At 40.9% G+C, this 25,076-nt stretch carries 24 protein-coding genes; 17 read left to right on the forward strand and 7 right to left on the reverse strand.

What is annotated here, in order from left to right:
- Window positions 1-132: 132 nt before the first annotated feature.
- The 5 genes from R0J88_RS00335 to R0J88_RS00355 all read right to left on the reverse strand — a co-directional run bounded on the left by R0J88_RS00335 (window position 133) and on the right by R0J88_RS00355 (window position 5,242).
- Entirely contained in the window at window positions 133-1,071 is a 939-nt protein-coding gene (locus R0J88_RS00335) for a LysR family transcriptional regulator (protein ID WP_006794660.1), read from the reverse strand.
- A 16-nt stretch (window positions 1,072-1,087) separates the two neighbouring features.
- Window positions 1,088-2,806, reverse strand: a complete 1,719-nt coding sequence (gene aceK, locus R0J88_RS00340) for a bifunctional isocitrate dehydrogenase kinase/phosphatase (RefSeq protein WP_008126363.1) — start codon at window positions 2,804-2,806, stop codon at window positions 1,088-1,090.
- 142 nt (window positions 2,807-2,948) lie between these two features.
- Window positions 2,949-3,434, reverse strand: coding sequence for a DUF4124 domain-containing protein (locus R0J88_RS00345; RefSeq protein WP_410898713.1), 486 nt, complete (start codon window positions 3,432-3,434; stop codon window positions 2,949-2,951).
- A gap of 97 nt (window positions 3,435-3,531) precedes the next feature.
- Window positions 3,532-5,025, reverse strand: coding sequence for a DUF3413 domain-containing protein (locus R0J88_RS00350; protein ID WP_410898714.1), 1,494 nt, complete (start codon window positions 5,023-5,025; stop codon window positions 3,532-3,534).
- 4 nt (window positions 5,026-5,029) lie between these two features.
- On the reverse strand, window positions 5,030-5,242 hold the full coding sequence (locus R0J88_RS00355; RefSeq protein ID WP_006794656.1) for a DUF1414 domain-containing protein: 213 nt from the start codon (window positions 5,240-5,242) through the stop codon (window positions 5,030-5,032).
- Window positions 5,243-5,304: 62 nt separating this feature from the next.
- On the opposite strand from R0J88_RS00355, the gene yejK reads away from it, so the two are divergent.
- Entirely contained in the window at window positions 5,305-6,321 is a 1,017-nt protein-coding gene (yejK, locus tag R0J88_RS00360; protein WP_006794655.1) for a nucleoid-associated protein YejK, read from the forward strand.
- A 456-nt stretch (window positions 6,322-6,777) separates the two neighbouring features.
- On the opposite strand, the gene rne is transcribed toward yejK, so the two are convergent.
- Window positions 6,778-9,882 (reverse strand): ribonuclease E, encoded by a 3,105-nt coding sequence (gene rne, locus R0J88_RS00365; protein ID WP_410898715.1) that lies wholly within the window; start codon window positions 9,880-9,882, stop codon window positions 6,778-6,780.
- 778 nt (window positions 9,883-10,660) lie between these two features.
- Here rne and rluC point away from each other — a divergent pair.
- The gene (rluC, locus tag R0J88_RS00370; RefSeq protein ID WP_410898716.1) at window positions 10,661-11,623 is read left to right on the forward strand and encodes a 23S rRNA pseudouridine(955/2504/2580) synthase RluC; all 963 of its coding nucleotides are present in this window, start codon (window positions 10,661-10,663) and stop codon (window positions 11,621-11,623) included.
- 3 nt (window positions 11,624-11,626) lie between these two features.
- Entirely contained in the window at window positions 11,627-12,277 is a 651-nt protein-coding gene (locus R0J88_RS00375) for an HAD-IA family hydrolase (protein ID WP_010557309.1), read from the forward strand.
- 15 nt (window positions 12,278-12,292) lie between these two features.
- On the opposite strand, the gene R0J88_RS00380 is transcribed toward R0J88_RS00375, so the two are convergent.
- Entirely contained in the window at window positions 12,293-12,889 is a 597-nt protein-coding gene (locus R0J88_RS00380) for a Maf family protein (protein ID WP_410898717.1), read from the reverse strand.
- A 131-nt stretch (window positions 12,890-13,020) separates the two neighbouring features.
- Between R0J88_RS00380 and yceD the strand changes: the two genes are divergently transcribed.
- From yceD to R0J88_RS00450, 14 genes are all read left to right on the forward strand, one after another.
- Entirely contained in the window at window positions 13,021-13,545 is a 525-nt protein-coding gene (gene yceD / locus R0J88_RS00385) for a 23S rRNA accumulation protein YceD (RefSeq protein WP_008126337.1), read from the forward strand.
- 10 nt (window positions 13,546-13,555) lie between these two features.
- Window positions 13,556-13,726 carry a 50S ribosomal protein L32 gene (gene rpmF, locus R0J88_RS00390; RefSeq protein WP_004587686.1) on the forward strand — a complete coding sequence of 57 codons (171 nt, stop codon included), beginning with the start codon at window positions 13,556-13,558 and terminating at the stop codon, window positions 13,724-13,726.
- 12 nt (window positions 13,727-13,738) lie between these two features.
- Entirely contained in the window at window positions 13,739-14,779 is a 1,041-nt protein-coding gene (gene plsX, locus R0J88_RS00395) for a phosphate acyltransferase PlsX (RefSeq protein WP_010557311.1), read from the forward strand.
- Between the two features lie 53 nt (window positions 14,780-14,832).
- A complete protein-coding gene (fabD, locus tag R0J88_RS00400) occupies window positions 14,833-15,759 on the forward strand; it encodes an ACP S-malonyltransferase (RefSeq protein ID WP_010557312.1) in 927 nt (308 codons plus the stop codon).
- A gap of 10 nt (window positions 15,760-15,769) precedes the next feature.
- Window positions 15,770-16,516 carry a 3-oxoacyl-ACP reductase FabG gene (gene fabG, locus R0J88_RS00405; RefSeq protein WP_006792305.1) on the forward strand — a complete coding sequence of 249 codons (747 nt, stop codon included), beginning with the start codon at window positions 15,770-15,772 and terminating at the stop codon, window positions 16,514-16,516.
- A gap of 249 nt (window positions 16,517-16,765) precedes the next feature.
- Complete coding sequence (gene acpP / locus R0J88_RS00410; RefSeq protein WP_006792304.1) at window positions 16,766-17,002, forward strand: acyl carrier protein; 237 nt, start codon at window positions 16,766-16,768, stop codon at window positions 17,000-17,002.
- A 276-nt stretch (window positions 17,003-17,278) separates the two neighbouring features.
- Complete coding sequence (gene fabF / locus R0J88_RS00415; protein WP_006792303.1) at window positions 17,279-18,517, forward strand: beta-ketoacyl-ACP synthase II; 1,239 nt, start codon at window positions 17,279-17,281, stop codon at window positions 18,515-18,517.
- Window positions 18,518-18,576: 59 nt separating this feature from the next.
- On the forward strand, window positions 18,577-19,395 hold the full coding sequence (pabC, locus tag R0J88_RS00420) for an aminodeoxychorismate lyase (protein WP_410898718.1): 819 nt from the start codon (window positions 18,577-18,579) through the stop codon (window positions 19,393-19,395).
- Window positions 19,395-20,381: an endolytic transglycosylase MltG gene (gene mltG / locus R0J88_RS00425; protein WP_410898719.1), complete on the forward strand. Its 987-nt coding sequence runs from the start codon at window positions 19,395-19,397 to the stop codon at window positions 20,379-20,381. The genes pabC and mltG overlap by 1 nt, the downstream gene beginning before the upstream one ends.
- A gap of 7 nt (window positions 20,382-20,388) precedes the next feature.
- Complete coding sequence (gene tmk / locus R0J88_RS00430) at window positions 20,389-21,015, forward strand: dTMP kinase (protein ID WP_039037938.1); 627 nt, start codon at window positions 20,389-20,391, stop codon at window positions 21,013-21,015.
- A gap of 1 nt (window position 21,016) precedes the next feature.
- Entirely contained in the window at window positions 21,017-21,931 is a 915-nt protein-coding gene (locus R0J88_RS00435; RefSeq protein WP_410898720.1) for a DNA polymerase III subunit, read from the forward strand.
- Window positions 21,932-21,942: 11 nt separating this feature from the next.
- A complete protein-coding gene (locus R0J88_RS00440; protein WP_006792298.1) occupies window positions 21,943-22,269 on the forward strand; it encodes a PilZ domain-containing protein in 327 nt (108 codons plus the stop codon).
- A gap of 18 nt (window positions 22,270-22,287) precedes the next feature.
- Window positions 22,288-23,067 (forward strand): TatD family hydrolase, encoded by a 780-nt coding sequence (locus R0J88_RS00445; RefSeq protein ID WP_410898721.1) that lies wholly within the window; start codon window positions 22,288-22,290, stop codon window positions 23,065-23,067.
- Between the two features lie 4 nt (window positions 23,068-23,071).
- Window positions 23,072-24,931 (forward strand): alkaline phosphatase D family protein, encoded by a 1,860-nt coding sequence (locus R0J88_RS00450; RefSeq protein ID WP_410898722.1) that lies wholly within the window; start codon window positions 23,072-23,074, stop codon window positions 24,929-24,931.
- Window positions 24,932-25,076 lie beyond the last annotated feature (145 nt).

Consider the following 25,076-nt stretch of genomic DNA (forward strand, 5'->3'; position numbering starts at 1 on the left):
CAAGGGCCATTCCATTTTAAAAATGGTAATTTAAGTTGCTGATATTTATGTGTATATTTTGCTTATTAAAAATGGCTAGGCGAAAATACAATATTACGCCTAGCAAATCTTACAAATAACCGTGTAATAAGTTTATTTTAGCTCATCAGCGACTTCAGCGACTTTTTGACGAAGCCAAATATGGCTTGCATCCCTGTGTAGCAGTGGGCTCCAGATCATATCTAACTCAAAAGGAGGAATAGGAAATGGTGGCTCTAAAATTTTAAGGCCGGCATCGTCTAAATAAATATTTGCGGCCTTTGATGGCAAAGTGGCCACTAAATTTTGCTCTTTTGCCAAGTGAATGGCTACATGGTAATTACGTGTAAATGTGGCGATATTTCGGTGTTTCCCAAAGTGAGCAAGTGCTTCATCAACCCAACCTAGCTTTTGCACATCTTTAGGGTCCATACCAACACCCACACCAAACCCCGTTTTACTCACCCATATATGGCGCGCTTTTAGATAGCTATCAAGGCTGAAGTTTTCAATAATTGGGTTGTCTGCTTTTACAAGGCAGCAAAAGCTGTCTTTCCAAATACGTTTGTGGTGAAACGATTGTGGCAAATTTTCAAAGCGGTTGATTGCCATATCTACTTTACCATTTTCAACATCATGAAAGGTCACGTCACTTGGCGTAAGTATATCTAAAGTTGTATCTGGGGCTTCTTCGTGCAGTTTGCTCAGTAGTTTTGGTGCAAGTGTGCTTGCTGCATAGTCACTGGCCATTATCCTAAATACACGTTTACTTTGGCTGGCTTCAAACTCTCTATTTGGTGCAAGTGTTTCTTCAAGTGTCATAAGTATGCCACGAATAACTGGCTGTAACTCTATGGCACGCTCTGTTGGTACCATACCATCGCTGGTACGAACTAAAATAGGGTCATTAAAAAGGTTTCGAAGGCGCTTTAGGCCGTTACTCATGGCCGGTTGAGTAATGCTAAGTTGATTTGCTGCGCGTGTAACGTTGCACTCTCGAAGTAGCGTATCGAGGTATACAAGTAAATTTAAATCTATTTTGCTTATATTCATGTGTGTGTCCTTGCGTTTACCAGTGATGGATAAAACGCTGTGCTGTCGGGTACGGGTAAATATGATTTATTAGGCCATTTTTTATATTTTGTTGGGCCTGCTTCCAAAAGTTAACATCAATCAGTTCAGGGTGTGTGCTTATTAAAAACTGTTTGTATGTTGGATTGGGTGTTACAAATGTGCAAAGTTGCTCCGGAAAAACGTCTTGCGGGGCAACAGAGTAAGTTTGTTCATCCATTAAGTAATCATCGTAGCTTTTCGCTTTAGGTAAAGCTCTAAAGTTCATGTCTGTTAAATATTGTACTTCGTCGTAATCATAAAAAATAATGCGCTTATGTTTACTTACACCAAAGTTTTTCAATAGCATATCACCAGGAAAAATATTAACCGCTATCATTTCTTTTAAGGCTTGGCCGTATTCCTCTATTGCATCTGCAGCGCTTTCGTCGTCAGCATTTTCCAAAAATAAGTTAAGTGGCGTCATACGGCGCTCAATATACAAATGTTTTATGATCAGCCAATCACCTTCAATGACCATAGACGAGCCAATTGTTTTGTGCAGTTGCTCAAGTAAATTACTATCAAAGCGTGCCAAAGGAAATACGACGTTTGAATATTCTATTGTATCGGCCATTCTGCCAACTCGGTCATGGCTTTTTACGAGTTGATACCTTTTCAAAACTGTATCGCGGCCAAATGGTTTACTCTCACCAAATTTGTCTTTAATGACTTTAAATACATAACCAAAAGAAGGCAGGGTAAACACCATCATCACCATACCTGGAGTACCTGGTGCAATGGTAAATTCGTCATTCGAATGCGTTAAATGATTTAAAAATTCACGATAAAACTCGGTTTTTCCCTGCTTATGAAAGCCTATGGCGTTATAGAGTTCTGCCATAGTTTTATTGGGCATAAGTTCATTTAAAAAGCGTACCAGCGCAGAAGGTGCATGGGTTTCAACCATAAAGTAAGCGCGGGCAAAACCAAAAATAACACGCATCTGTGATGACTTAGTGAGTAGGGCATCTAAATATAAGCCTTTATCTTCGTGATGAAGAACAGCAATTATAAACGGCTGAACACCACTTTCAGATACAACCCGTCCCACTATGTAAGCTGCTTTATTGCGATAAAACGCGGTATGTAAAATATCAAAGCGCATTTTCCAGGGTTGATGATGAGTGTCGGGGGCTTGCTTATAAAATGCTTTTACTAGCAGACGAATATCGCGTTCTAAATCAACAAAAGGTGCTTTAAAGTCAAAGTGGTTAATAATGCGTTTAATTGTGGGTTTAAGACCATCAACAACCGGAAAGTAACTTCGGTATTCTGACTCAACAGGAACCGATGGCGCATCTTTTAGGGTTGCTTGTACAAATATAAAGTCGTTATGAAAATAGCGTCTATGGTAAAGCCTGCAAAACACCGAATTATAAAATGTTTCAGCAAGTTCAGCCTGAGGGTGAAAGCATAAGAATTCTTGGTATAGCTTTTTAACTTCAAGCCAAAGGGTTTCGTCAAGTTCGTGCGAAGGATGGTCTTGCTTTAGGGTATGTATTGTTTCGTTAACACGCTCATCGTAATAACTAATACGTAAACGGCTAATATCATTAATTGCTTGCCAGTCTTGTTTGGCAAAGGCAAGGGGCGCTTGAGCGGTTATTTTTTGAAAAAGCTGATAGTGCTTTTTAAAGCCAGTTAAAATTAATTCAGCAATACTACGTGGCTGCATTAGCACTCCTTAATTGACACTAGAGTTTATACTCTATTTTGTTAAGGGTATGTTATTTTAAGTTTAAAACCAAGCTAAATTAATTAGGGCTAAATTAATCGATAAACTAAAAGTGCAAATTGTAAGTTAAGTAATATGTTTGCTAATTACTTTTTTTGTAACGTTCGATTTTTTTCTCAAGTTTTTTAATTCGTTTGGTGACTGTAGATACTTCTTTTTTATATTCTTTATTTATTAGCTTCAGTTTTTTGGTAATGTCTTTTGCAATTCGCTTTTTATCGTCGTCAGCCAGAATATGATTTAGGCGTTCCTTTTGCTTGTATTCATTACGTTGTTTGTTTCTGTCGAGAATAGCAAGCTTATGGTTATTACTTCGTAGCTCTGCCTCTAAGCCTTTTAAAAGCTGTTCTCTTTCAAGTGCATTTAATTGTTTTGAATAATCAACATCAGGCCCTGACTCTGTGACATTAGTAGTAGTCACTTTATAAGCTGTCGCTTGGTTATCGCAAGGGAACTGAGAAAAGGTTGTGCCTTTTTCGGTCACGCATTTGTAGTAGGTAGTTGCGTTGCTGTGTGTACTCAATAAAAGAGTACCAAGCACAATAAAAAGGTAAGTAGGTTTAGTCATAATAGCCATCCATGAACGTATTTTTTTGCTAAGCAATTAACGTGTTATAAAACTATAACCTAGCTTGGCATTATCGCAAGCTAGGTTAACATCATGACTATTCAGAGAAGGTTTTTAGCTTTTTAATACTTTGTACTAAAAATGGGATATCTAAGCGTTGTTCAATAGAAAACCCCTCAGCGGCAGAAATATTTTTAAAGTTACCATCTGAGTCTATTAAAGTGATTCGATCTTTTTTATATGCAATTACAACACCTTGGCTGTAGTTAACACCCATGTCATCTTTTTTCTTGTATAAGTTTACACCGAGCATTGTTTGCTTAGCAATGGCGCTACAATTTAAGTATTTTCCAATGCTTGTTGTAATTAAATCGCTAGGTTGGATAAGCCCATTTACTTCAGCAATATTCTTATCAGAAGTATATAAGGTTGATGTAGTGACTACTTCAGCGTTATCGCTTGCTAAACTAAAGGCAAAAATATGCGAGTTGTTACGTGGCGCTTGCTCGGCAGCACCATTAATAACTCTAATGGCATTATTGGTATGAGCTTGATCATTAATAAAGCTAAGGCTATCAATACCTATAACTTCAATACTACGGCGCTGGCTTTGCCATGCAGGCAGTATTTGTTCTTGTAAAATAGCGGCTTTGTAAAATGAAGGTAAACCATACACTAAACCAAACAGCGTATCGTCATGGTTAGTAGGCTGTAAAAACAGTTCTGTTTTATGTAGCTCTTTGTGGTTATTTGCAAACTCAACTAGTTGTGCATCAGTTTCAAATACAAATATGTCTACATTAGCCTGAGTAAAGTCATCGCACTTTACCAGTGGAGCCGGTGGCTGATAATTAATATTTTGGTTATTAATTTTTACGCTATGGGCTTGGTTATAAGTTTCTATATCTAGTAAATCGTTTTTAGCCAATAAGCTTTTCGCAGTGGTTGGGTACGAAAGCGGCAACACATTGTCTTGCTTGGTAATATCAAATTTTAAGTTAGCGTCTGCCCAAATATGAATGCTGTGGCTAAAAGCAAAACAGACCACTAAAAACGAAATTGCATAGCGTGCAAATTTAAACTGTTTTAAGCGTGCCAAATGGTGCCAAGTATAATTGCTTACCACTAATTGAAAACCTAAAATCAATAGTACAATACCGCCCGCAAGAAACGTAGTAAGCGCTGGAGAAGTGGTTAAGCGGTTCCAAAGTAAGGAAATAATTTCAGGCAGGGCTGAAGGGTTTAAATGATAACCCAAGTTAACATATACATAGGCGTCTAACGTTAATAAAGACGCGCCACAGGTTGCAATAACAGCGGCCATGCCACGAATATGGCGTGGGTAAGGAAACACTAAACTTAAAGGAAATACCGTCAGCACAAACGCCAAAAAGGCAATAAAGCTAGTATGGCTAAGCCATGTTACTAGCATGTATGTAATGCCCATGAAGCTTGTTGGTGGCGAGTCAGCAAATAAATAGCTTAAGCTAATTAGTAGCGCTAAACCTATGTTGGCGAAGGTAAACCAATGCCCCCAACTTAGCAACTGACTTGCTTTTGATGAAAACTGATTGTGCTGCGATAAATTCATGCGTTTATTTAACCGACTGTGAAAGTGCTTTTGCAAAGTTCTCAGTTACAGCTTGTCTTTTCCCTGTTGGTACATGCTCTTTTAGGATATGCGTGATAGAATTTCCTAAACACATAAGACTTAAATCAACCGGTGCTTTGTGCTGAGTTAACACATCAATAAGCTGGTCGACGATTTGTTCTACTTCTTCATTAGAGTATTTTGATAAGATTGGCATCAGTTGGTTCAATAAAATAGTTATATTCCCGTATTTTAACACTTGAGGCGTGAAAAACAAAGATGACAACAGACGTTAAAAAATTAGTCGTTCATTATGTAGACAAAAAAGATGACGATACGCAAATTCACCTTCGCAACGACGAAATGATCATTAATGATAAAGTCGCTGTTTTTATCGAACAATTACACCATGCATTCACGGGCAAGCCAGGTAAAGGGTATTGTGCCTTTAGTGGCGAGAAAAACAGTATTGTTGCGTCATCTATGCAAAGTTACCGCAATAACGAGCTGGGCTTTTGGCATTTAACTGAGCAAGCATCTACCGTATTAAAAGAAGAGCTAGATAAATACGCATTTAACGAAACAGGCTACTTGGTATTTTGTCATTATCAGTACGTGGCTACGGACTACATGTTAATTGCTATGATTAATATCAAAGAGCATTACTCAATGACCTCTGAGCTTGATTTAGCAGCATCGCGTCATCTTGATATTTCTCGTATGCAATTAGCGGCTCGTATAGACTTAACGGCTTGGGATACACAACCTGAGGATAATCGTTATATTTCGTTTATTAAAGGCAGAGCAGGGCGAAAAGTTGCTGATTTTTTCTTAGACTTTTTAGGCTGTGAAGAAGGTGTTGATCCTAAACAACAAAGCCAAGTTATGCTAAATGCAGTAGAAGATTACCTATCTGAGCAGCAGTTTGATAAATCAGAAAAAGACGATTTACGTAAGCAGGTTTTTGATTACTGTAACGATTGTGTAACGACTGGTGAAGAAGCAAGCGTAACCGAACTATCAGCGGCTATTTCAAAAGGCGATGACAGTCCGTTTGACAGCTTTTGCAAGGACCAAAGTTACGATTTAGAAGAAACATTCCCAGTCGATAAAAAAACCGTGACCAGTATGGTTAAATTTTCAGGCTTAGGCGGCGGTGTGAGTGTAAGCTTTGAGCGCAAGCATTTAGGTGAGCGTGTAACCTACAACGAAGCAACAGATACGTTAGTAATTAAAGGTATTCCACCAAACCTTAAAGATCAACTGCAACGCTTTATGGAAAGTGAAGGCGAATAAGCCAAGCACTCCCATAATAAACAGATTTAAAGCGTGATAGTTATATCGCGCTTTTTTATTGCCTGTTACGCCAATAGTTAATTTAAAGCTAGCTGCTAATTTTTCGCACCTTTTATTAAATTAAAGATTCAAATTGCACAAAGAGAAGAGAATGAGGAGCAAATGAGCAGACAAATAAATTTAAGCCGTATTTTCACTTCTCTAAAAGCGAAGCGCCTCTTCTTCTCTTTGTGAATATTTTTTCAGGATAAAAACCCGGTGTTCAAAAGTCACCGAGTACTCCGTTTAAACGTGCTATGCCACTGTTTAATATTTACTTGTAGACGTAGAGCTTGCTCACGTTAGAAGCGCAGCTTCTTGTTACTGTATTTTGTGCTAAGTAAAAGCATCACCCATTTAAAACAAAAAAGCCCCGCTATTTAAAAATAGCGGGGCTTTTAAATTAAGCGTTATTTACTAATCAGCGCTTAACGTTTTTGTCATTGCAGAACTTGCACGACCAGCAGGTTTAATTGAACCCGGGCGTAAACCACTATCAGGGATAAGTTCACGTTTATCGTGAGCCATAGCCACTGGTACATGTTTTACTTCACTATCTGCTGCTGGAGCAGGTTGTGCCATTGGCGCACTTGCGTGTCCTTTAGTGATCACTGTTTTAGAATTTAAAGTTGCCTCAGCCGCTTTTTCAACTACTGGTGCTTCTTTAGCTTCTACAGGCGTCTCTGTAGTCTCAACCGGTACCACTTCAGCTTCTAAAGCAGGTTCTTCAGTTTTAACTGATTCTTCAACTTTCACTGGTTCTTCAGCTTGCACTGGCTCTTCAGTTTGAACTGGTTCTTCAGTTTGCACTGGCTCTTCAGCTTGCACTGGTTCTTCAGCTTGCACTGGTTCTTCAGCTTTAACTGGTTCTTCAGCTTGCACTGGCTCTTCAGCTTTAACTGGTTCTTCAGTTTGCACTGGCTCTTCAGCTTTAACTGGTTCTTCAGTTTTAACTGGTTCTTCAGCAACTTCAACTTTAGCTAAATCTTCAACAGCAACTGCTTGTTCAACCTGTTCAGAAGCGTCAACAGCCGTTTCTTCCGATTTTGCTTTAAGTTCTGCTTCGTACTCTGCAGCAGCTTGGTCAGCAACCGGTACAAAAGCAGGGGCTTCATCAGATTTAGTTTCAGCACTTTCACCTTCAGGGCGGCGACGACGCTGACCTGATGCACGAAGATGGCGAGGAGAACGACGCGAACGTGTACGCGTTTGCTCTTCTTCAGTTGCTACAGTTTCATCTTTCGACTCAACAGTCTCTACTTTTTCTTCTTTTACAGGTGTAGGCTTTTCAGCGGCTACTGGCTTTTCTTGAGCTTCAGGCTTTGCTTGAACCTGCGGCTTTTCTTCTACTGCAGCTGTTTCAACAGGAGTTTGTTCAGTTGCTTGTAGTTGCTCAGCGTTTTCGTCCTGAATACGTACTTTCTTACGAACGTTACGACGTTGACGACGAACCTTAGGCTTATGCTCTTTAGGCGCTTCTGCAGCATTCGTATCAGCATTTGCTTTTGCAGGCACATCTGCCGCTTTAGTTTGATCTTTATCTGCTTTGTGCTCAGGGCGCTTACGAGAGTTAGAATTACGACGACGCTTGTTGCGGTTTTCGTTCTTCTCTTGGTTCTCGTTTGCTACCGGTGAATTAGTTTTTGTTTCTACTTCATCAGTATTGCGTTCTGTGCGTTGTTTAGAGCGAGGGTTATTACGACGACGTTGATTGTTATTACGACGACGATTATCGTTTCCACGACGTTTATTATTACGTGCTTCTTCTTGCTGCTTTTCAACGGCTTCTTTTTTCTGCTCAGGTGTTTCGCTAGCAAAAATAGATTTAAACCAGTTAGCAAGTGCAGTAAATAAACCCGCTTCTTCTTTAGCGGCTACCGCTGCAGGTTTAGCTGCTGGAGCCGGCGCTGCTTGTGGAGCAGGGCTTGAAGGCATAACAACACCTTTTAGCATAGGCTCTTCACGAACAGGTGCTGCAGGCGATTTTGACATTTCAAACGCTTCTGGTTCAGGCGCAACAACTTGCTCGTAACTTACTGTTTCAAGTGTTTCGTCTTTACGTAAGCGCATTACTTCGTAGTGTGGTGTTTCCATGTGTTGATTAGGAATAATCACTACATCACACTTGTGATGCTTTTCAATACGGTGAACACTACGACGTTGTTCGTTTAACAAGTAGGCGGCAACAGCAACAGGTACTTGTGCATTTACTTGAGAAGTGTTGTCTTTAATCGCTTCTTCTTCAATTAAGCGAAGGATAGACAGAGCAATAGACTCGTTAGAACGAACCGTACCTTGGCCACTACAACGAGGACACACACCTTGGCTTGCTTCACCTAATGAAGGGCGTAGGCGCTGACGCGACATTTCAAGTAAACCAAAGCGAGAAATTTTACCAATTTGTACACGAGCACGATCTGGGCGCGCAGCGTCTTTTAAGCGGTTTTCTACTTCACGCTGGTGACGTGGCGGTGTCATATCGATGAAATCTATAACAATCAAACCACCTAAGTCGCGTAAACGTAATTGGCGTGCAATTTCGTCAGCTGCTTCAAGGTTAGTATTAAGTGCTGTTTCTTCAATATCGCCGCCTTTTGTAGCTTTAGACGAGTTGATATCGATAGACGTAAGTGCTTCAGTAGGATCAATAACAATTGAACCGCCTGATGGTAAACGCACTTCACGTTGGAACGCAGACTCAATTTGGCTTTCAATTTGGTAATGCGTAAATAACGGTGTGTCGCCTTGGTAAAGCTTAACGCGGCTCATAAAGTCAGGACGAAAGCGCTCAATGTGCGCTTTAGCTTCTTCAAAAACACGTGGCTTATCAATTAAAATTTCGCCAATATCACGACGTAAATAATCACGAATTGCACGGAAAATTACGTTGCTTTCTTGGTGAATTAAAAACGGCGCTTTAGCACTGTCGGCAGCTTGTCTAATAGCTTCCCAGTGAACTAATAACGCTTTTAAATCGTAATTTAATTCTTCAAACGATTTACCAACACCCGCAGTACGCACAATTAAGCCCATACCTTTAGGTAGTTCTAAACGGCTGAGTGCTTCTTTAAGTTCGGTACGCTCATCACCTTCAATACGGCGAGAAATACCGCCAGCACGAGGATTATTAGGCATAAGTACTAAGTAGCTACCAGCAACACTAATAAAAGTTGTTAACGCTGCGCCTTTTTGGCCACGTTCTTCTTTATCAACCTGAATTATTACTTCTTGGCCTTCTTTGATCACGTCACGAATATTCGGACGACCATTAAAGGTGTAACCAGCAGGGAAGTAAGTGCGGGCAATTTCTTTTAAAGGAAGGAAACCATGACGATCAGCACCGTAATCAACAAATGCTGCTTCTAAAGATGGTTCAATGCGTGTGATTTTGCCTTTATAAATATTGGCTTTTTTCTGTTCGTGACCTGGGCTTTCTATATCTAAATCATATAGGCGCTGGCCATCAACCAGTGCTACGCGCATTTCTTCTTGCTGCGTTGCATTGATTAGCATACGTTTCATATTGTTACTCTATTAAATTATGTCGCTGACATGACGATGTTTTCTCGCCTGTTCAGTTGTTCCTATTTTTAGAATGTGCAGCCTCACGACTGGGTCTTTAACGGAACGGCTCTGTATTTTCGTAAGCAGTATTTTTTAAATGCTGGCAAACAATAGCGTACTAAACGCTATTAAATTCTTAATGGTGTTAAAACTGTCGGCTTTTCAGCTACGTCTACAAGTTTTACCCAGAAGTCGGCCTGTCATATCAATCTTATTAAATGTCATTCATATTAGGCGCGTAGGGCTCATTAAGTGGGTGAGCAATACAGTGTGATGTATCGCTAAATCCTGGTTTAAGAGCAAAATTCGCTGCCGATGTTAATGAATACTTATTTATTAGATTTTTTTAGTTCTAAATAAGCTGCTTTACGGTACTACAATAATTGAGCAGTTGCTGAACGGCGCTTTTTACGCCGTCACTATCAGACAAATTATCTGTTCATTGCTTTTTCAATCGCATTAAAAACCACTTCATGTTCAAACTTAACCTGCAATATATTACGCGCATTGCTGTTAGTTGACCGCACGTGTTTACTAGGTATGTATAAAAGCTTTGGAAAACTTAACTCGGATCTGTATGATCGGCTACCCAGAATGTGCATCACGAATGTTTTAATGTGTTAAGTTAAAAAGCACCGTTGTTATTTGCAAATACTAAATATTTGCGCTGCTGATTATCCCACTATTATAACTGTGTTAGCAACTAAATTATTTTACTTAAATCAGTGATTAGGCAATGTCAGAAAAAACCGGCTTACAAGTATCTTTTGTCACAATCAACGAAGACCATTTAGGTCAGCGAATTGATAACTTTCTTATTACCCATTTAAAAGGGGTGCCTAAAAGCGCAATCTACAAAATTCTTCGTAAAGGCGAGGTGCGTGTAAATAAAAAACGTATTAAGCCAGTATATAAATTACAGTTAGACGACATCATTCGTATCCCACCTATAAAAGTGGCAGAGCGCGAAGAGTTTGTGCCTTCAAAATTAGATAAAGTAACGCGCCTTGAAGACGATATTTTATTTGAAGACAAATACCTCATTGTTATAAATAAACCATCAGGCATGGCTGTTCATGGCGGCAGTGGTTTAAGTTATGGCTTAATAGAAGCGCTGCGTGTACTTCGCCCAGAAGAGCGCAACCTTGAGCTAGTACACAGGCTTGACCGCGATACATCGGGGTGTTTACTCATTTCAAAACGCCGCTCAGTTTTAACATCGTTACACGAGCAACTTCGTGAAAAAACCATGGAAAAGAACTATTGGGCGTTAGTTGATGGCCAGTGGGATGGTAAAACTAAAAACGTAACCGAAGGCCTGCGCAAAAACACGCTTAAATCGGGCGAGCGCGTTGTACGTGTAGATAATGTTGAAGGCAAACCGTCGCATACTCGTTTTAAAGTACTAGAGCGTTTTAACGAATGTTCACTTGTACAAGCGTCGCCAGTAACAGGGCGAACACACCAAATTCGTGTACACACCCAATGCAAAGGGCATCCAATTGCATGCGACGATAAATACGGTGACCAAGCGTTTGACGCAGGAATGCGCAAAGTAGGTTTAAATCGCTTATTTTTACATGCGCACGATTTAAGTTTTTATCACCCTAAAAACGAAACCACTATGCGTGTAGAAGCACCCCTTGATAAAGCCCTTAGCAATTGCTTATTAAAGTTACGCGCAGCTAAAGGGTCTTAATGTATGGCCAGTAATCAATACAAATTAGTTATTTTTGATTGGGACGGCACCATTATGGACTCAATTGGCAAAATAGTTAACTGTATTAAATGCAGTGCACAATCTTTAAATATTGCACCGCCAAGCGACACCGCAATAAAAAATATTATTGGGCTGTCGCTTGAAAAGGCAATGGAGGTGCTATTCCCCAGTTACCCAACAAAGCAAACCGCACTAATTAATGCATACAAGGCACATTATAAAGTTGACCCAACACCTACACCTGTATTTGATGATGTAGCAAACGTCCTCAATGCCCTTAAACAAAACGGGGCAGTACTTGCTATTGCAACAGGTAAAGGAAGAGACGGTTTAGAACGATTATTAGATCAAAGCCAGCTGAGGCATTTTTTTAGTGCCACCCGCACAAGTGACGACGCACAGTCTAAACCCTCACCCGATATGCTTTATCAATTATTAGTGGAGCTTGGCGTAAGTGCCAACGAAGCTGTAATGATAGGTGATACACAAATTGATATGGCAATGGGTAGGGCAGCAAACATGGACCGAATAGGCGTTACTATGGGTGTACACAATGCACAGCAATTAAGTGAGTATGACCCAATTGCAACAGTCGATAGCTACCAACAGTTGCAACAGGTTTTAATAGGCTAACACTTAAAGCAAGCGTTATTTGGTTTGAAGGCTCAACACATCAACATTAAACTCAGCTAATAATTGGCTGAGTTTAATGAGTGGCAATCCAATTAAACTATTGGGATCGTCACCGCTTAGTTTTTCAAATAAACAAATGCCGAGTCCTTCACTTTTAAAGCTACCCGCACAGTTATAAGGCTGTTCTGCATCGCAGTAAGCGCTAATTTGTACTGTAGTGAGTGTTTTAAAAGTCACATTAAATGGCTCAACAAGGCTTCTACTTTGGCCACTTTGAATATCAAAAACACATAATCCGGTTAAAAAAGTAACTGTTTGGCCACTAAACAGGCTCAATTGCTTTACGGCGTTTTCTTTAGTGTGCGGCTTACCTAAAATTTGGTCATTAAACACAGCCACTTGATCAGAGCCAATAACTAAACCTTCGTTAAAATGTTTAGTAGCTTCAGTAGCTTTAAGTTCACTTAAACGCTTAACTAACTCATTGGGTGTTTCGTTTTCAAGTGCTGATTCGTCAACGTCTGGCGAAAAGGTTTCAAACGGTAAATTAAATTTTTGTAATAAAGACTGCCTAAAAGGCGAGCTTGAGGCTAAAATAAGCGAGTGCTTCATGAATGGTTTTCCTAAGATAAATCAGATTGAGTTAGGATAAATCAGATCCGTGAGTAAAACACGTGAAAAACCTAGTAAAAATGGTTTTTTACTTTGACTAACAAACTAACTATCTATATGATGCAGCCCCTATGCAAAAGGTAAAAATTCCCTTCACTCTTCATCCTGGGAAAGCAGCGCAACACCGTTTATCATACGATGGTATTGTACCGCTTGAAAAACTGACTCGTTTACGAGGTGTTGTACAGGAAGAAGTAGGTGAAATAGCGGTAAAAATTCAGTGCAAAAACGATGAGCAAGGTTTAGTTGTGATTAGCGGCAATTTGTCCACACACGTTACTGTAACTTGTCAACGTTGTAATGATGATTTAGGGTTGGATTTGGATCAAGACTTTATGTATTCGCCAATTGGTTTGGATGCTGAGTCGGATGATCTTCCAGAAGACTACGATGAAGTAGCGCTTGATGAAAACGGTGAAATTAACGTGTTTGAGTTAATCGAAGACGAATTAATTTTAGCGGTGCCATTAGTGCCTACACACAACGAAGCTTCGTGCAATTACTCGTCAAAGCCTGCCAGCTTTGGTGTATTAAAAGCGGAAGATGATAAACCAAATCCATTTGATATTTTGAAACAACTTAAGAAAGATTCTTAGGAGAAGACTAATGGCTGTACAAAAAAGCAAAAAGTCTCGTGCAAGACGCGGCATGCGCCGTTCACACGATGCGATCAACGGTCCAACTTTAACAGTTGACCAAACTTCAGGTGAGACTCATCGTCGTCACCATGTAACTGCTGACGGTTACTACAAAGGCGTTCAAGTAATTTCTAACTAAGAGATTGCTTTGATGCTGAATAATCTAACCATAGCGTTAGATATGATGGGGGGCGATTACGGCCCCCGTTCATCTATTCCTGCTGCTGTTAGTGCAGTAAACGCTCACGCCAACCTTACACTTATACTGTGTGGTAACGAGCAAGTTATATCTAAAGAACTCGAATCCCTCGATTCTTTATCTCACCCAAGACTCATAATTCGTCATTGCAGTGAAATAGTCACTAATGCCTGCGAACCTGCTGTTGCTGTTCGTTCAAAAAAAGATTCTTCAATGCGCGTTGCCCTTGATTTAGTTAAATCAGGCGAGGCTCAAGCATGCGTAAGTTCAGGTAATACTGGCGCGTTATTTTTTATGGCGCATTACGTATTAAAAATGTTGCCTGGTGTAAAACGTCCCGCACTTATTTCATCTGTACCAACAGAGCGTAAAAACCCAGTGTATTTACTCGACTTAGGCGCAAACGTACATTGCGATAGCGAAATACTCTACCAATTTGGTCTAATGGGCTCAGTGGTTGCTGGCCAAGCACTTGGTTGTGATAACCCACGCGTAAGTTTGTTAAACATTGGCGCAGAAGACATTAAAGGCCACGACGACATAAAACACGCTGCGCAATTAATGCAGCAAAGCCCACATATAAATTATATTGGTTACAGTGAAGGTAGCGATATTTTTACAGGTAAGGCCGACGTTATCGTATGCGAAGGGTTTGTTGGCAACGTTGCCCTTAAAACCTGTGAAGGCATAGCCAAACTTATCATGAATAAGTTCTCAAAAGCCCTCGAAAAACACCTTATATATAAATGTATGGCGTTTATCCTTAGCCCAATCATAAAAAAACTCTATAAAAGGGTGAACCCCGACCAGTATAACGGTGCTTCTCTGGTAGGATTGCGCGGTATTGTCGTTAAAAGCCATGGAAACGCCTCAGCTAAGGCATTTCAAGCAGCAATCGATGAAGCGGTAAAAGAAGTTGAACGCCAACTTCCCACTAAAATAGCCGCTATTTTCGAAAAAACACATTCTAAAGACACGGTGGCCAATCAGTAAATTGATGTGCCGTGTATTTCATTATTTATTTGTTTAATTAAAAAGAGCAAAGTATGGCACAAAAAATTGCACTTCTATTCCCAGGTCAAGGTTCGCAAAGCGTAGGTATGTTACAAGCGCTTTTAGAAACCTCCGACATTGTAAAATCAACGTTTGCAGAAGCATCAACCGCATTGGGATACGACTTAGCAGCGTTAGTTCTTAACGGTCCAGAAGAAAAACTAAACGAAACCCACCGAACTCAACCTGCATTATTAACCGCAAGCGTTGCGATTTATCGCGACTGGTTAGCTAAAAATCCAGATGCCGATGTTGTCATGGCAGGACACAGCTTAGGTGAATATTCAGCACTGGTATGCAGTAACGTAATTAGTTTAAGCGAAGCTGTAAAATTAGTAGAAAACCGTGGCTTGTACATGCAAGAAGCCGTACCAGCAGGTGTGGGATCTATGGCCGCTATTATTGGTTTAGGCGACGACGAAATTAAAGCGGCGTGTGCAGCATCAGCACAAGGCGAAGTTGTATCGCCAGTTAACTACAATTCACCAGGTCAAGTTGTAATAGCCGGGCATAAAGCGGCAGTAGATAGAGCCTCAGTAGCCTGTAAAGAAGCGGGCGCAAAACGCGCATTACCGCTATCGGTTAGTGTGCCTTCGCATTGCGAATTGATGAAGCCGGCAGCAGAAAAACTGGCGAATGATTTAGCCGCTTTAACATTTAATACACCTAAGTGTGATGTAATTAATAATGTAGATGTAAAAGCAGAAAGTTCAGCTGACGCGATTAAAGATGCACTTGTGCGTCAATTATACAGTCCAGTACGCTGGACAGAAACCGTGCAAGCATTAGTAGCGCAAGGTGTAACGCAAAGCTACGAATTTGGTCCGGGTAAAGTATTAACAGGCCTGGCAAAACGAATTGATAAAGCAATGGTATGTGGCTCAGTAAACGACGCAGCTTCAATTGATACAGCTAAATAAGAGTAAAAAAATGTCTAACTTATTTTCTTTAGAGGGCAAAGTTGTCCTAATTACAGGCGCAAGCCGTGGTATTGGTAAAGCAATTGCAACTATGCTGGTTGCACAAGGCGCAAAAGTCGCTGGTACAGCAACAAGCGAGTCGGGTGCGGCTAACATTAGTGACTATTTAGGTGATAACGGTAAAGGTTATGCATTAAACGTCACCGATCCTGCTTCAATTGAGGCTACTTTGGCAGCAATTAAAGCCGACTTAGGCGATATTGACGTACTAGTAAATAACGCAGGTATAACGCGCGACAATTTACTTATGCGAATGAAAGAAGCCGAGTGGGACGATATTATCGACACCAACCTAAGCTCTATTTTCCGTTTGTCTAAGGCAGTGTTACGGCCAATGATGAAGAAAAAGAACGGCCGTATCATTAATATTGGTTCGGTAGTAGGCACTATGGGTAATGCAGGGCAAGCTAACTACGCTGCGGCTAAAGCGGGTGTTATTGGTTTTTCTAAATCATTAGCACGCGAAGTTGCCTCGCGCGGTATTACAGTAAACGTAATTGCACCGGGTTTTATCCAAACAGATATGACCAACGAGCTAACCGATGACCAAAAAGCAGCCACTTTAGCCAATGTGCCAGCGGGTCGTTTAGGTCAGCCTGACGAAATTGCAGCTGCAGTGTGTTATTTAGCATCTGACGCTGCTGCGTATGTATCAGGTGAAACTTTGCATGTAAATGGCGCGATGTATATGGTTTAATAACCATATAGCCATTACAAGAGTAAAATTAAGTTGGCATAATTCACTAAAAAACATTGAATTATTTGTGAACTTGCTTTAAACATACTTGAAATTGCTATTAAAATAAGCGATAACAGGGAAAACACACACTCAGAGGTTTGACCAGACAATTATTTACGGTCAGATCATTGAATCAGAGAATTATGCGGCGTAAACTACCCCGCAATCTGAAAATAACGCATTGGCGTTTTAATAAAGGAAAGAAGAATGAGCGATATCCAAGAACGCGTAAAAAAAATTATCATTGAACAACTAGGTGTTAAAGAAGAAGAAGTTAAAAACGAATCTTCTTTCGTAGATGACCTAGGTGCAGATTCTCTTGATACTGTAGAACTAGTAATGGCTCTTGAAGAAGAGTTTGACACTGAGATCCCAGACGAAGAAGCTGAAAAGATCACTACAGTTCAAAGCGCAATCGATTACGTAACAGCTCACGCTGAGTAATCAATTGTATATTAAAGGCAGCATTCGCTGCCTTTAATCTATGTATCCAAACCACCTCAAAGTTCATGATTCAAAAATCAAACCTTAACTCCCCAAATTTAACTAACATTAATTTTGTTTGCGTTATGTGTTGTCAAACAAGTTTGAGACTCGCACTTTGAGGTTGCTTGGGTATGATGATCCCCTTGTGAATCTAATTGGATTAAAAAACCATTTAAAAATTAAAATGGTTAAAATTTTAATAAAATTATAAATATCCCTTATTGGAGGCAAACCGTGGCTAAACGTCGTGTCGTCGTAACTGGCTTAGGAATGTTGACGCCGCTAGGCAATGATGTTCAATCAACCTGGCAAGGCTTATTAGATGCTAAAAGTGGTATACAAACAATAACACACTTTGACACATCAAAATTTGGAACAAAGTTCGCTGGTTTAATCAACGACTTTGATGCATCGGCTTATATGCCACCAAAAGATGCAAAAAAAATGGATTTATTTATCCAATATGGTTTAGCAGCGGGTGTTCAAGCCTTTAAAGATTCAGGTTTAGAAATCACAGAAGAAAACGCAACGCGCATTGGTGTTGCTGTTGGTTCTGGTATTGGCGGCCTAACACTAATTGAAGAAAACCACGTTAAGTTACTTAACAGTGGTCCACGTAAGCTATCTCCATTTTATGTGCCTTCTACCATTATTAATATGATCTCGGGTCATTTATCAATAATGTACGGACTACGTGGCCCTAACATTTCAATTGTAACTGCGTGTACGACAGGTTTACATAACATTGGTCATGCAGCACGTATGATTGCCTACGGCGATGCCGACGCAATGGTTGCTGGCGGTGCCGAAAAAGCGTGTACACCTATAGGTATGGGTGGCTTTAACGCAGCACGCGCATTATCAACACGTAACGACGACCCACAAGCAGCGTCGCGCCCGTGGGATAAAGACCGTGATGGTTTTGTACTTTCTGATGGTGCTGGTGTTGTAGTTGTTGAAGAATACGAACACGCAAAAGCACGTGGCGCAAACATTTATGCCGAGCTAGTTGGTTTTGGTATGAGTGGCGATGCATTCCACATGACATCCCCTCCAGAAGACGGCGCAGGCGCAGCCCTAGCAATGGAAAACGCATTAAAAGATGCGCAAGTAAATGCAGAGCAAGTAGGTTACATAAACGCTCACGGTACGTCGACCAACGCTGGCGATAAAGCCGAAACTGCTGCAGTTAAATCTATTTTTGGCAATGCAGCAAAAGACGTAATGGTTGGCTCGTCTAAATCAATGATGGGTCACTTACTAGGTGCAGCGGGCTCAGTTGAATCAATCGTGTCGATATTGTCGCTAAAAGATCAAAAAGTGTCGCCTACTATCAACCTTGATAACCCAGATGAAGGCTGTGACCTAGATTACATTGCACATACAGCACGCGATGCAAAACTAGATTACTCACTGTGTAACTCATTTGGCTTTGGTGGTACTAATGGCTCGTTGCTATTTAAAAAGGTATAATCTTTTTTAACAACGAACCACTTTATAAGAGCTCAGTTGTTTAACTGGGCTTTTTTTATATGCAAAAAATAATAAATAATACGCAAACAATCATAAATGCCAGCCAATCAAACGCCGTTAGCATAACCGACAGAGGCTTAAACTATGGCGATGGTTTTTTTACAACAGCAAAAATTGTAAATGGGCAAGTTGAATATTGGCAGCACCACAAAGCTCGCTTAGCTGAATGTGCCGAGCGATTAGCCTTTCCTGAACTCGACTTTAGTCCTTTAGAGCAACACATACACAATCAAGTAAAACAAAAGCAAACGGGCGTGTTAAAAATACTCGTAACACGCGGTGAAGGCGGGCGTGGATATAACTTACCGAGCGAATGTAATTTAACAATTATAGTAAGCGTGCTTGAATACCCTGCAAACTACAATGCACTTGTAGAGCAGGGTGTTAGCCTTGAAATAAGCCCTATTAAATTAGCGGCGCAGCCTTTACTTGCGGGGCTAAAAACCCTAAATAGGTTAGAGCAAGTACTCATTAAAAAAGCCATGCAAACGCAAAATTGCGACGACGTACTTGTGCTCGACTACAACAACCAGGTAATTGAAGCCTCAGCAGCTAATATATTTGCCATTAAACACGGTAAAGTATTTACACCAAAGCTCAATGAATGCGGTATAAAGGGCGTTTATCTGCAAGCGTTATGTGATAAATTAACGGTTGAGTTTAAACACATAACAGTAAACGATTTAACCAAGGCCGATGCTGTATTTGTATGCAACAGCTTAATGCATGCAGTACCTGTTAAACGCATAGAGCAACAGTGCTTTAATGCAGCCCACAGCAACGCATTGCTAACTAATTTATTAGCCAAGGAGGCTTAGTGTTAAAAGTTATTTTATCAGTCGCTTTTTTAGCGATTATTAGCACAGCTATTGGCTATCAGCAATTGCAGGCAACCCTACAAAGCCCGCTAAATATAAGCGAAAGCACGCAATTTGAGGTAAAAAAGGGCACCGGTTTTAATAAATTATGCCAGCAATGGCAAGCAAAAAACTGGGTTGAAAGCTGTTGGCGTTACCAAGTTATTGCAAAGCTCGACCCCACACTAACCGATTTAAAAGCCGGGCTTTACGAGCTTTCAAATACCAGTGTTATTAACAACATAAAAAAAATAAACCAAGGTCAACAAATAAGCTTTAGCTTTACCATTATTGAAGGCCAAGCGCTGCGCGATGTATTAGCAAATATTAAAAATGCGCCTAATTTAAATAACGATCTAAAGTTAGACGAGTTAGGTAAACAAATTATAAATGAAGATACATTGTTAGAAGGCTGGTTATTTCCAGATACTTACCACTACCAGCATAACGATACCGCAAGCAGTGTATTAAAACGCGCCGCACAAACCATGCAACAAACACTAAGCGATGCATGGCAAAAACGCGCTAACAATTTACCTTACAGCACTGCGTACGAGGCACTAATAATGGCCTCAATTATTGAAAAAGAAACCGCAGTAGCCAGCGAGCGCCCGTTAATTGCCTCGGTTTTTGTTAATCGGTTAAACACCAAAATGCGCCTACAAACCGATCCAACCGTAATATATGGCCTAGGTGAAAGCTTTGACGGCGATATTAAATACAAAGATTTACGCAATCACACGCCATACAATACCTACCGTATTGATGGATTACCGCCAACGCCAATAGCTATGCCGTCAAAAGAAGCTATTTTAGCTGCGGTAAACCCGCCACAAAGCGACTATGTTTACTTTGTAGCAAAAGGCGATGGCAGCCACCAATTTTCTACCACGTTAAAACAACATAACGCGGCAGTTAAAACCTATATTTTAAATAAAAAGAATTAACGTGTTTATGAAACCAAAATTTATAGTAGTAGAAGGCTTAGAAGGCGCGGGTAAATCAACCGCTATTTCACTTTGCCAAGACTTTTTAAACAAAAAACAAATAGAATACATTAACGTACGCGAACCTGGCGGCACGCCATTGGCCGAGTCGTTACGTACATTAGTAAAAGCAGAGCACGAAGAAGAAATAGCCTTCGAAACCGAGCTGCTTATTATGTACGCCGCACGTTCGCAGCTAATGCATAATGTAATAAACCCTGCGCTTGAGCAAGGTAAATGGATATTAGCCGACCGTCACGACTTATCGTCGCAGGCGTATCAAGGCGGCGGGCGCGGTATTAGCTCAAATACACTAGCGTCGTTATCGTCTATGGTATTAAAAGGCCTAAAGCCCGACTTAACCATTTATCTCGACATAGACCCAGTAATTGGCCTTGAACGTGCTAAAGGGCGAGGTGAACTTGACCGAATAGAGCAAGAAGCTATTGAGTTTTTTCAGCGTACACGCATGCGCTACCTAGAGCTTGCAAGCGACGACAACTCTATTAAAACCGTAGATGCCAATCAAGAAATTGATAAAGTACATCGCGATATCACAAACGTATTACGTACTTTTTTTGAAGAGCTAAAATAACATGTCTCTACCTTGGCTATATGAAACACAGCAACACTTAGCACAAAGCTTTCGTGGTCAGCGTTTTCATCATGCCCAATTGTTTTGTGGCCCTGTGGGTGTAGGTAAGTTTGCCTTAAGTGACGAATTAGCCAATGCCTTGTTATGCCAAAATATTACCCAGCAAACAGCCGCACCAAACAGTATTTTAGCGCCATGTGGGCAATGTAAAAGTTGCTCGCTTAACCTTGCGGGTACACACCCCGACAAGCGCATAACCCAGGTAGACGGCCAAAGCATTGGCGTAGACGACATACGCGCCATTAGCGATTTTATGAACCACTCAGCGGCGCAAAATGGCAACAAAGTAGTGGTAATAGAAAACTGCGAAAAAATGACCATGGCAGCGGCTAACGCCTTGTTAAAAACGCTTGAAGAGCCAAGCAATAGCCGGTTTTTAATATTAACCACAAGCCAACCTGCGCAATTGCCAGCCACTATTTTAAGCCGATGCGCTAAAACCGACTTAAAAGTAACAAGTACACAACTAGCGCAGCAATGGCTTGAGTCGTTACAAATACAAAATTACCCTTGGCTACCGCTTTTTTATAGCCAGCCATTACAAGTAAAGCAGTGGCAAGAGCAAAACCAGTTACAAAATATAGACACCCTTTATAAGTTTGCAACTGAGTTTAAACAAAGCCATAATTTCAAAGCGTTAGTCGATATAATAAATAAACAACCGGAGCTGGTTCGTATATTTACCTTATTTTTAAGCGAGCAATTAAAACAGCAATTATTACAAGGTATGAGCTTTGAAGCGTATCAAGAAGCGCAACAAGCACTCAGCGAATTTTTGCAAAATAACACAAAAATTCTCGGCCTTAATTTACCGCTCGCCGTATCACGATTAGCGTACATTTTACGTAATAAATAAAAGGATTAACCATGCAAGAGCTATTAGTAGATATAGACGACCTAGACGAATTATATCGCTGTTACATGCCTTACTTAAAAAAAGGCGGCTTATTTGTACGCACTAACATGCGTTACGAAGTAGGACACTCGCTGGCGTTACGTGTAACCCTTCCCGACGCACTCGAAGACGACATAGTAACCGGCAAAGTTGCGTGGATCACCCCACAAGGTGCGCAAAGCTCTAATCCGCCAGGTATTGGCATTAGCTTTTTAGACGACAAAACAAACCTAAACGCCAAGATCGAAAAACTACTGGGGACTATGTTAAACTCCGGTAATCCAACTTACACCATGTAGTAAAAAACAGGCCCAATTTTGATTGTAGATTCGCATTGCCATTTAGACCGTCTTGATTTTGATAAACTCGATTTAAACCTAGACCAAGTGCTAGACAAAGCACGCGCCAAACAGGTTGAACACTTTTTATGTGTAAGCGTAACGCTTGACCAATTCCCAAGTATGCTTGATAAAATTAAGCACTACGACGATGTATCGGCCTCGTGTGGCGTACATCCGCTCGATCAAAAAGACGCGCTTAACAAACAGCAATTAATTGATTTAGCATCGCACAATAAAGTAGTAGCCATAGGCGAAACAGGCCTAGATTACTACTACGCAAAAGACACCCATGCCGTTCAGCAAGCAAGTTTTGTAGGCCATATTGACGTGGCTAACGAACTACAAAAGCCACTAATTATACATACACGCGACGCCCGCGCCGACACCATAAACCTAATGCGCGAGCACAAAGCCGAAAACTGTGGCGGCGTACTGCATTGTTTTACAGAAGACTGGGACATGGCTAAAAAAGCCATAGATATGGGCTTTTATATTTCTATTTCAGGCATTGTAACGTTTAAAAATGCAGTAGAGCTTAAAGACGTGGTAAAGCAAATTCCACTTGACCGACTACTAATAGAAACCGATTCGCCGTATTTAGCACCGGTGCCACACCGTGGGCAAACTAATCAGCCTGCTTACGTGCAAGATGTAGCGTATTACATTAGTGAGTTAAAAGGCATTAGCTTTAACGAACTAGCTAAAGCCACCACCGATAACTTTTACTCGCTATTTAAATTAGCAGCTAAAGGCTAATAATATGACGACTCACGCGGCGCAACTTCCTATGTTACTTATGGGGCCAATGGTGCGCCGCGCTGAGCAAACAGGCGTGTGCATAGTATTTGCAACGTCAACCCCTGCACAGTGCCAAATTAATATACTCAATACGCAAAGTGTGAGCGAGCAGCAAACCATTACACTAGGCGAACGCCTTTATTTACATTTTGTAGTTGTAAAACCGGCAAGTACACCTTTTGCGCTCGACACCTTACTAGCGTATCAATTAATAATAAATGGCAATGAGGTTGACCTATCAGCTTGGGCGTACAGCAACCAAGCAACCCCAGCATTTGTAATACCCAATAAACTAAATAGCATATTACATGGCTCGTGCCGAAACGCGCACCACCCCGCAAAAGACAGCCTAGTCACCGCAAGCCAATGGCAAAACACTCAGCGCAGCCAAAATACACCCGGCGCACAATTATTGCTGTTAAGCGGCGACCAAGTTTACGCCGACGATGTAGCAGGGCCTATGTTATTGGTTATTCATCAGCTTATTGAAAAACTAGGTATTTATAAAGAACAACCTATGGCGTTGCCGTTGCCAGAGCAGTTAAATGAGCAACTTTACAACAGGCAGCATTTTTTACCCAAAACACCGTGGCAAAAGCGCTCAAAGCTGGGAGTGGGTTACTGGCTAAAAAAAGACGAACCGCATTTTTCAAGCGTAAAAGCATTTAACCACCTTATTCACTTTGAAGAATTTATAGCGCTTTATTTACTTAATTTAAGCGCCGCTGCCTGGCAGTGTGTTGATTTACAAAACGCGCAATACACCGGGCAAAACCAAGAGCATCAACGTATTTTTAATGCCGAAAAATCGGCGTTACTCGGCTATGCTAAAGGGCTGAATGAAGTAGAAAAATTATTTGCTAATGTGTCGACGTTAATGATGTTTGACGATCACGACGTAACCGACGATTGGAACCTCACCGCAGGGTGGGAGCAAGCCATAAACCAAAACCCAAGCAGTAAACGCATAATTAACAATGGGCTTATTAGTTACTGGCTGTTTCAAGGTATGGGTAACGACGCGCTTGCAAAAACAAGCGCGCTAATACCGCCATTTAAACAAAGCTTAAGTGCTAATAACCAATGGCAATTTAAAGCGTTTGATAAACCCCTAAACGAATTTAACCATTGGCATTATGAGCTAACTACAACCCCCAAAGTTGTGGTGCTCGACACCCGCACACACCGCTGGCGTAACGAAAGCAATTTTAACGAGCCGTCAGGCCTGCTTGATTGGGAGCGCCTTACAGAGCTTGAAGAAAGCCTACTCAGTCACGATAAAGTAATTATAGTATCGCCCGCGCCGGTATTTGGTGTTAAATCAATAGAAGCCATTCAAGCGGCTTTTAATATATGCGGCCAGCCACTGATGGTGGATGTAGAAAACTGGATGGCCCACGAAGGCTCGGCTAAAAAACTACTCGACACTTTTAGACGCACCGACACCCCAAACGAAACCCTTATTTTATCAGGCGATGTACATTACTCGTTTTGTTTTTCGGTGCAAAAGCGTTTTGGCGATCACCCAAACAGAATATGGCAGCTCACCGCAAGCGGGATAAAAAACGAATTCCCGCGTAAGTTAATAAACGTACTAGACAAACTAGACTCTATTTTGTATGGCCCCAAAAGCCCGCTTAACTTTTTCACCAAACGCTGGCACATGGAAGTAGACAAACACCAAACCCTAGGCGAAGGCCAAAAGTATTTAGTAAGCGACTCCGCAATAAGCCTAATAACGTTAGATAACGGCGACTTGTCCCGCTATCAACTCATCCACGGCGACGGCCACACCACTGAATTCGACTTAGAACACAAATAAAGCCCGGCATTGCCTTTATTGTAGAAGTAGAGCTTGCTCACGTTAGAAGTACAGCCTCTTGTAAAAGATCAAGTGCATAAAGAGAAACAAATTGGTGAAGTTTTTTTAAGCGAGCTGTTCTGGTCTAACATCATTGGATACTTAA

The sequence above is a fragment of the Pseudoalteromonas sp. SIMBA_162 genome, assembly GCF_046535955.1.
In the GTDB taxonomy this organism is placed as follows: Bacteria; Pseudomonadota; Gammaproteobacteria; order Enterobacterales; family Alteromonadaceae; genus Pseudoalteromonas; species Pseudoalteromonas marina.

Bases quoted from the DNA above. Each gene is read 5' to 3' on its own strand.
- R0J88_RS00335 (WP_006794660.1), bottom strand. From the start codon at position 1,071: ATGAATATAAGCAAAATAGATTTAAATTTACTTGTATACCTCGATACG.
- aceK (WP_008126363.1), bottom strand. From the start codon at position 2,806: ATGCAGCCACGTAGTATTGCTGAATTAATTTTAACTGGCTTTAAAAAG.
- R0J88_RS00345 (WP_410898713.1), bottom strand. From the start codon at position 3,434: ATGACTAAACCTACTTACCTTTTTATTGTGCTTGGTACTCTTTTATTG.
- R0J88_RS00350 (WP_410898714.1), bottom strand. From the start codon at position 5,025: ATGAATTTATCGCAGCACAATCAGTTTTCATCAAAAGCAAGTCAGTTG.
- R0J88_RS00355 (WP_006794656.1), bottom strand. From the start codon at position 5,242: ATGCCAATCTTATCAAAATACTCTAATGAAGAAGTAGAACAAATCGTC.
- yejK (WP_006794655.1), top strand. From the start codon at position 5,305: ATGACAACAGACGTTAAAAAATTAGTCGTTCATTATGTAGACAAAAAA.
- rne (WP_410898715.1), bottom strand. From the start codon at position 9,882: ATGAAACGTATGCTAATCAATGCAACGCAGCAAGAAGAAATGCGCGTA.
- rluC (WP_410898716.1), top strand. From the start codon at position 10,661: ATGTCAGAAAAAACCGGCTTACAAGTATCTTTTGTCACAATCAACGAA.
- R0J88_RS00375 (WP_010557309.1), top strand. From the start codon at position 11,627: ATGGCCAGTAATCAATACAAATTAGTTATTTTTGATTGGGACGGCACC.
- R0J88_RS00380 (WP_410898717.1), bottom strand. From the start codon at position 12,889: ATGAAGCACTCGCTTATTTTAGCCTCAAGCTCGCCTTTTAGGCAGTCT.
- yceD (WP_008126337.1), top strand. From the start codon at position 13,021: ATGCAAAAGGTAAAAATTCCCTTCACTCTTCATCCTGGGAAAGCAGCG.
- rpmF (WP_004587686.1), top strand. From the start codon at position 13,556: ATGGCTGTACAAAAAAGCAAAAAGTCTCGTGCAAGACGCGGCATGCGC.
- plsX (WP_010557311.1), top strand. From the start codon at position 13,739: ATGCTGAATAATCTAACCATAGCGTTAGATATGATGGGGGGCGATTAC.
- fabD (WP_010557312.1), top strand. From the start codon at position 14,833: ATGGCACAAAAAATTGCACTTCTATTCCCAGGTCAAGGTTCGCAAAGC.
- fabG (WP_006792305.1), top strand. From the start codon at position 15,770: ATGTCTAACTTATTTTCTTTAGAGGGCAAAGTTGTCCTAATTACAGGC.
- acpP (WP_006792304.1), top strand. From the start codon at position 16,766: ATGAGCGATATCCAAGAACGCGTAAAAAAAATTATCATTGAACAACTA.
- pabC (WP_410898718.1), top strand. From the start codon at position 18,577: ATGCAAAAAATAATAAATAATACGCAAACAATCATAAATGCCAGCCAA.
- tmk (WP_039037938.1), top strand. From the start codon at position 20,389: ATGAAACCAAAATTTATAGTAGTAGAAGGCTTAGAAGGCGCGGGTAAA.
- R0J88_RS00435 (WP_410898720.1), top strand. From the start codon at position 21,017: ATGTCTCTACCTTGGCTATATGAAACACAGCAACACTTAGCACAAAGC.
- R0J88_RS00440 (WP_006792298.1), top strand. From the start codon at position 21,943: ATGCAAGAGCTATTAGTAGATATAGACGACCTAGACGAATTATATCGC.
- R0J88_RS00450 (WP_410898722.1), top strand. From the start codon at position 23,072: ATGACGACTCACGCGGCGCAACTTCCTATGTTACTTATGGGGCCAATG.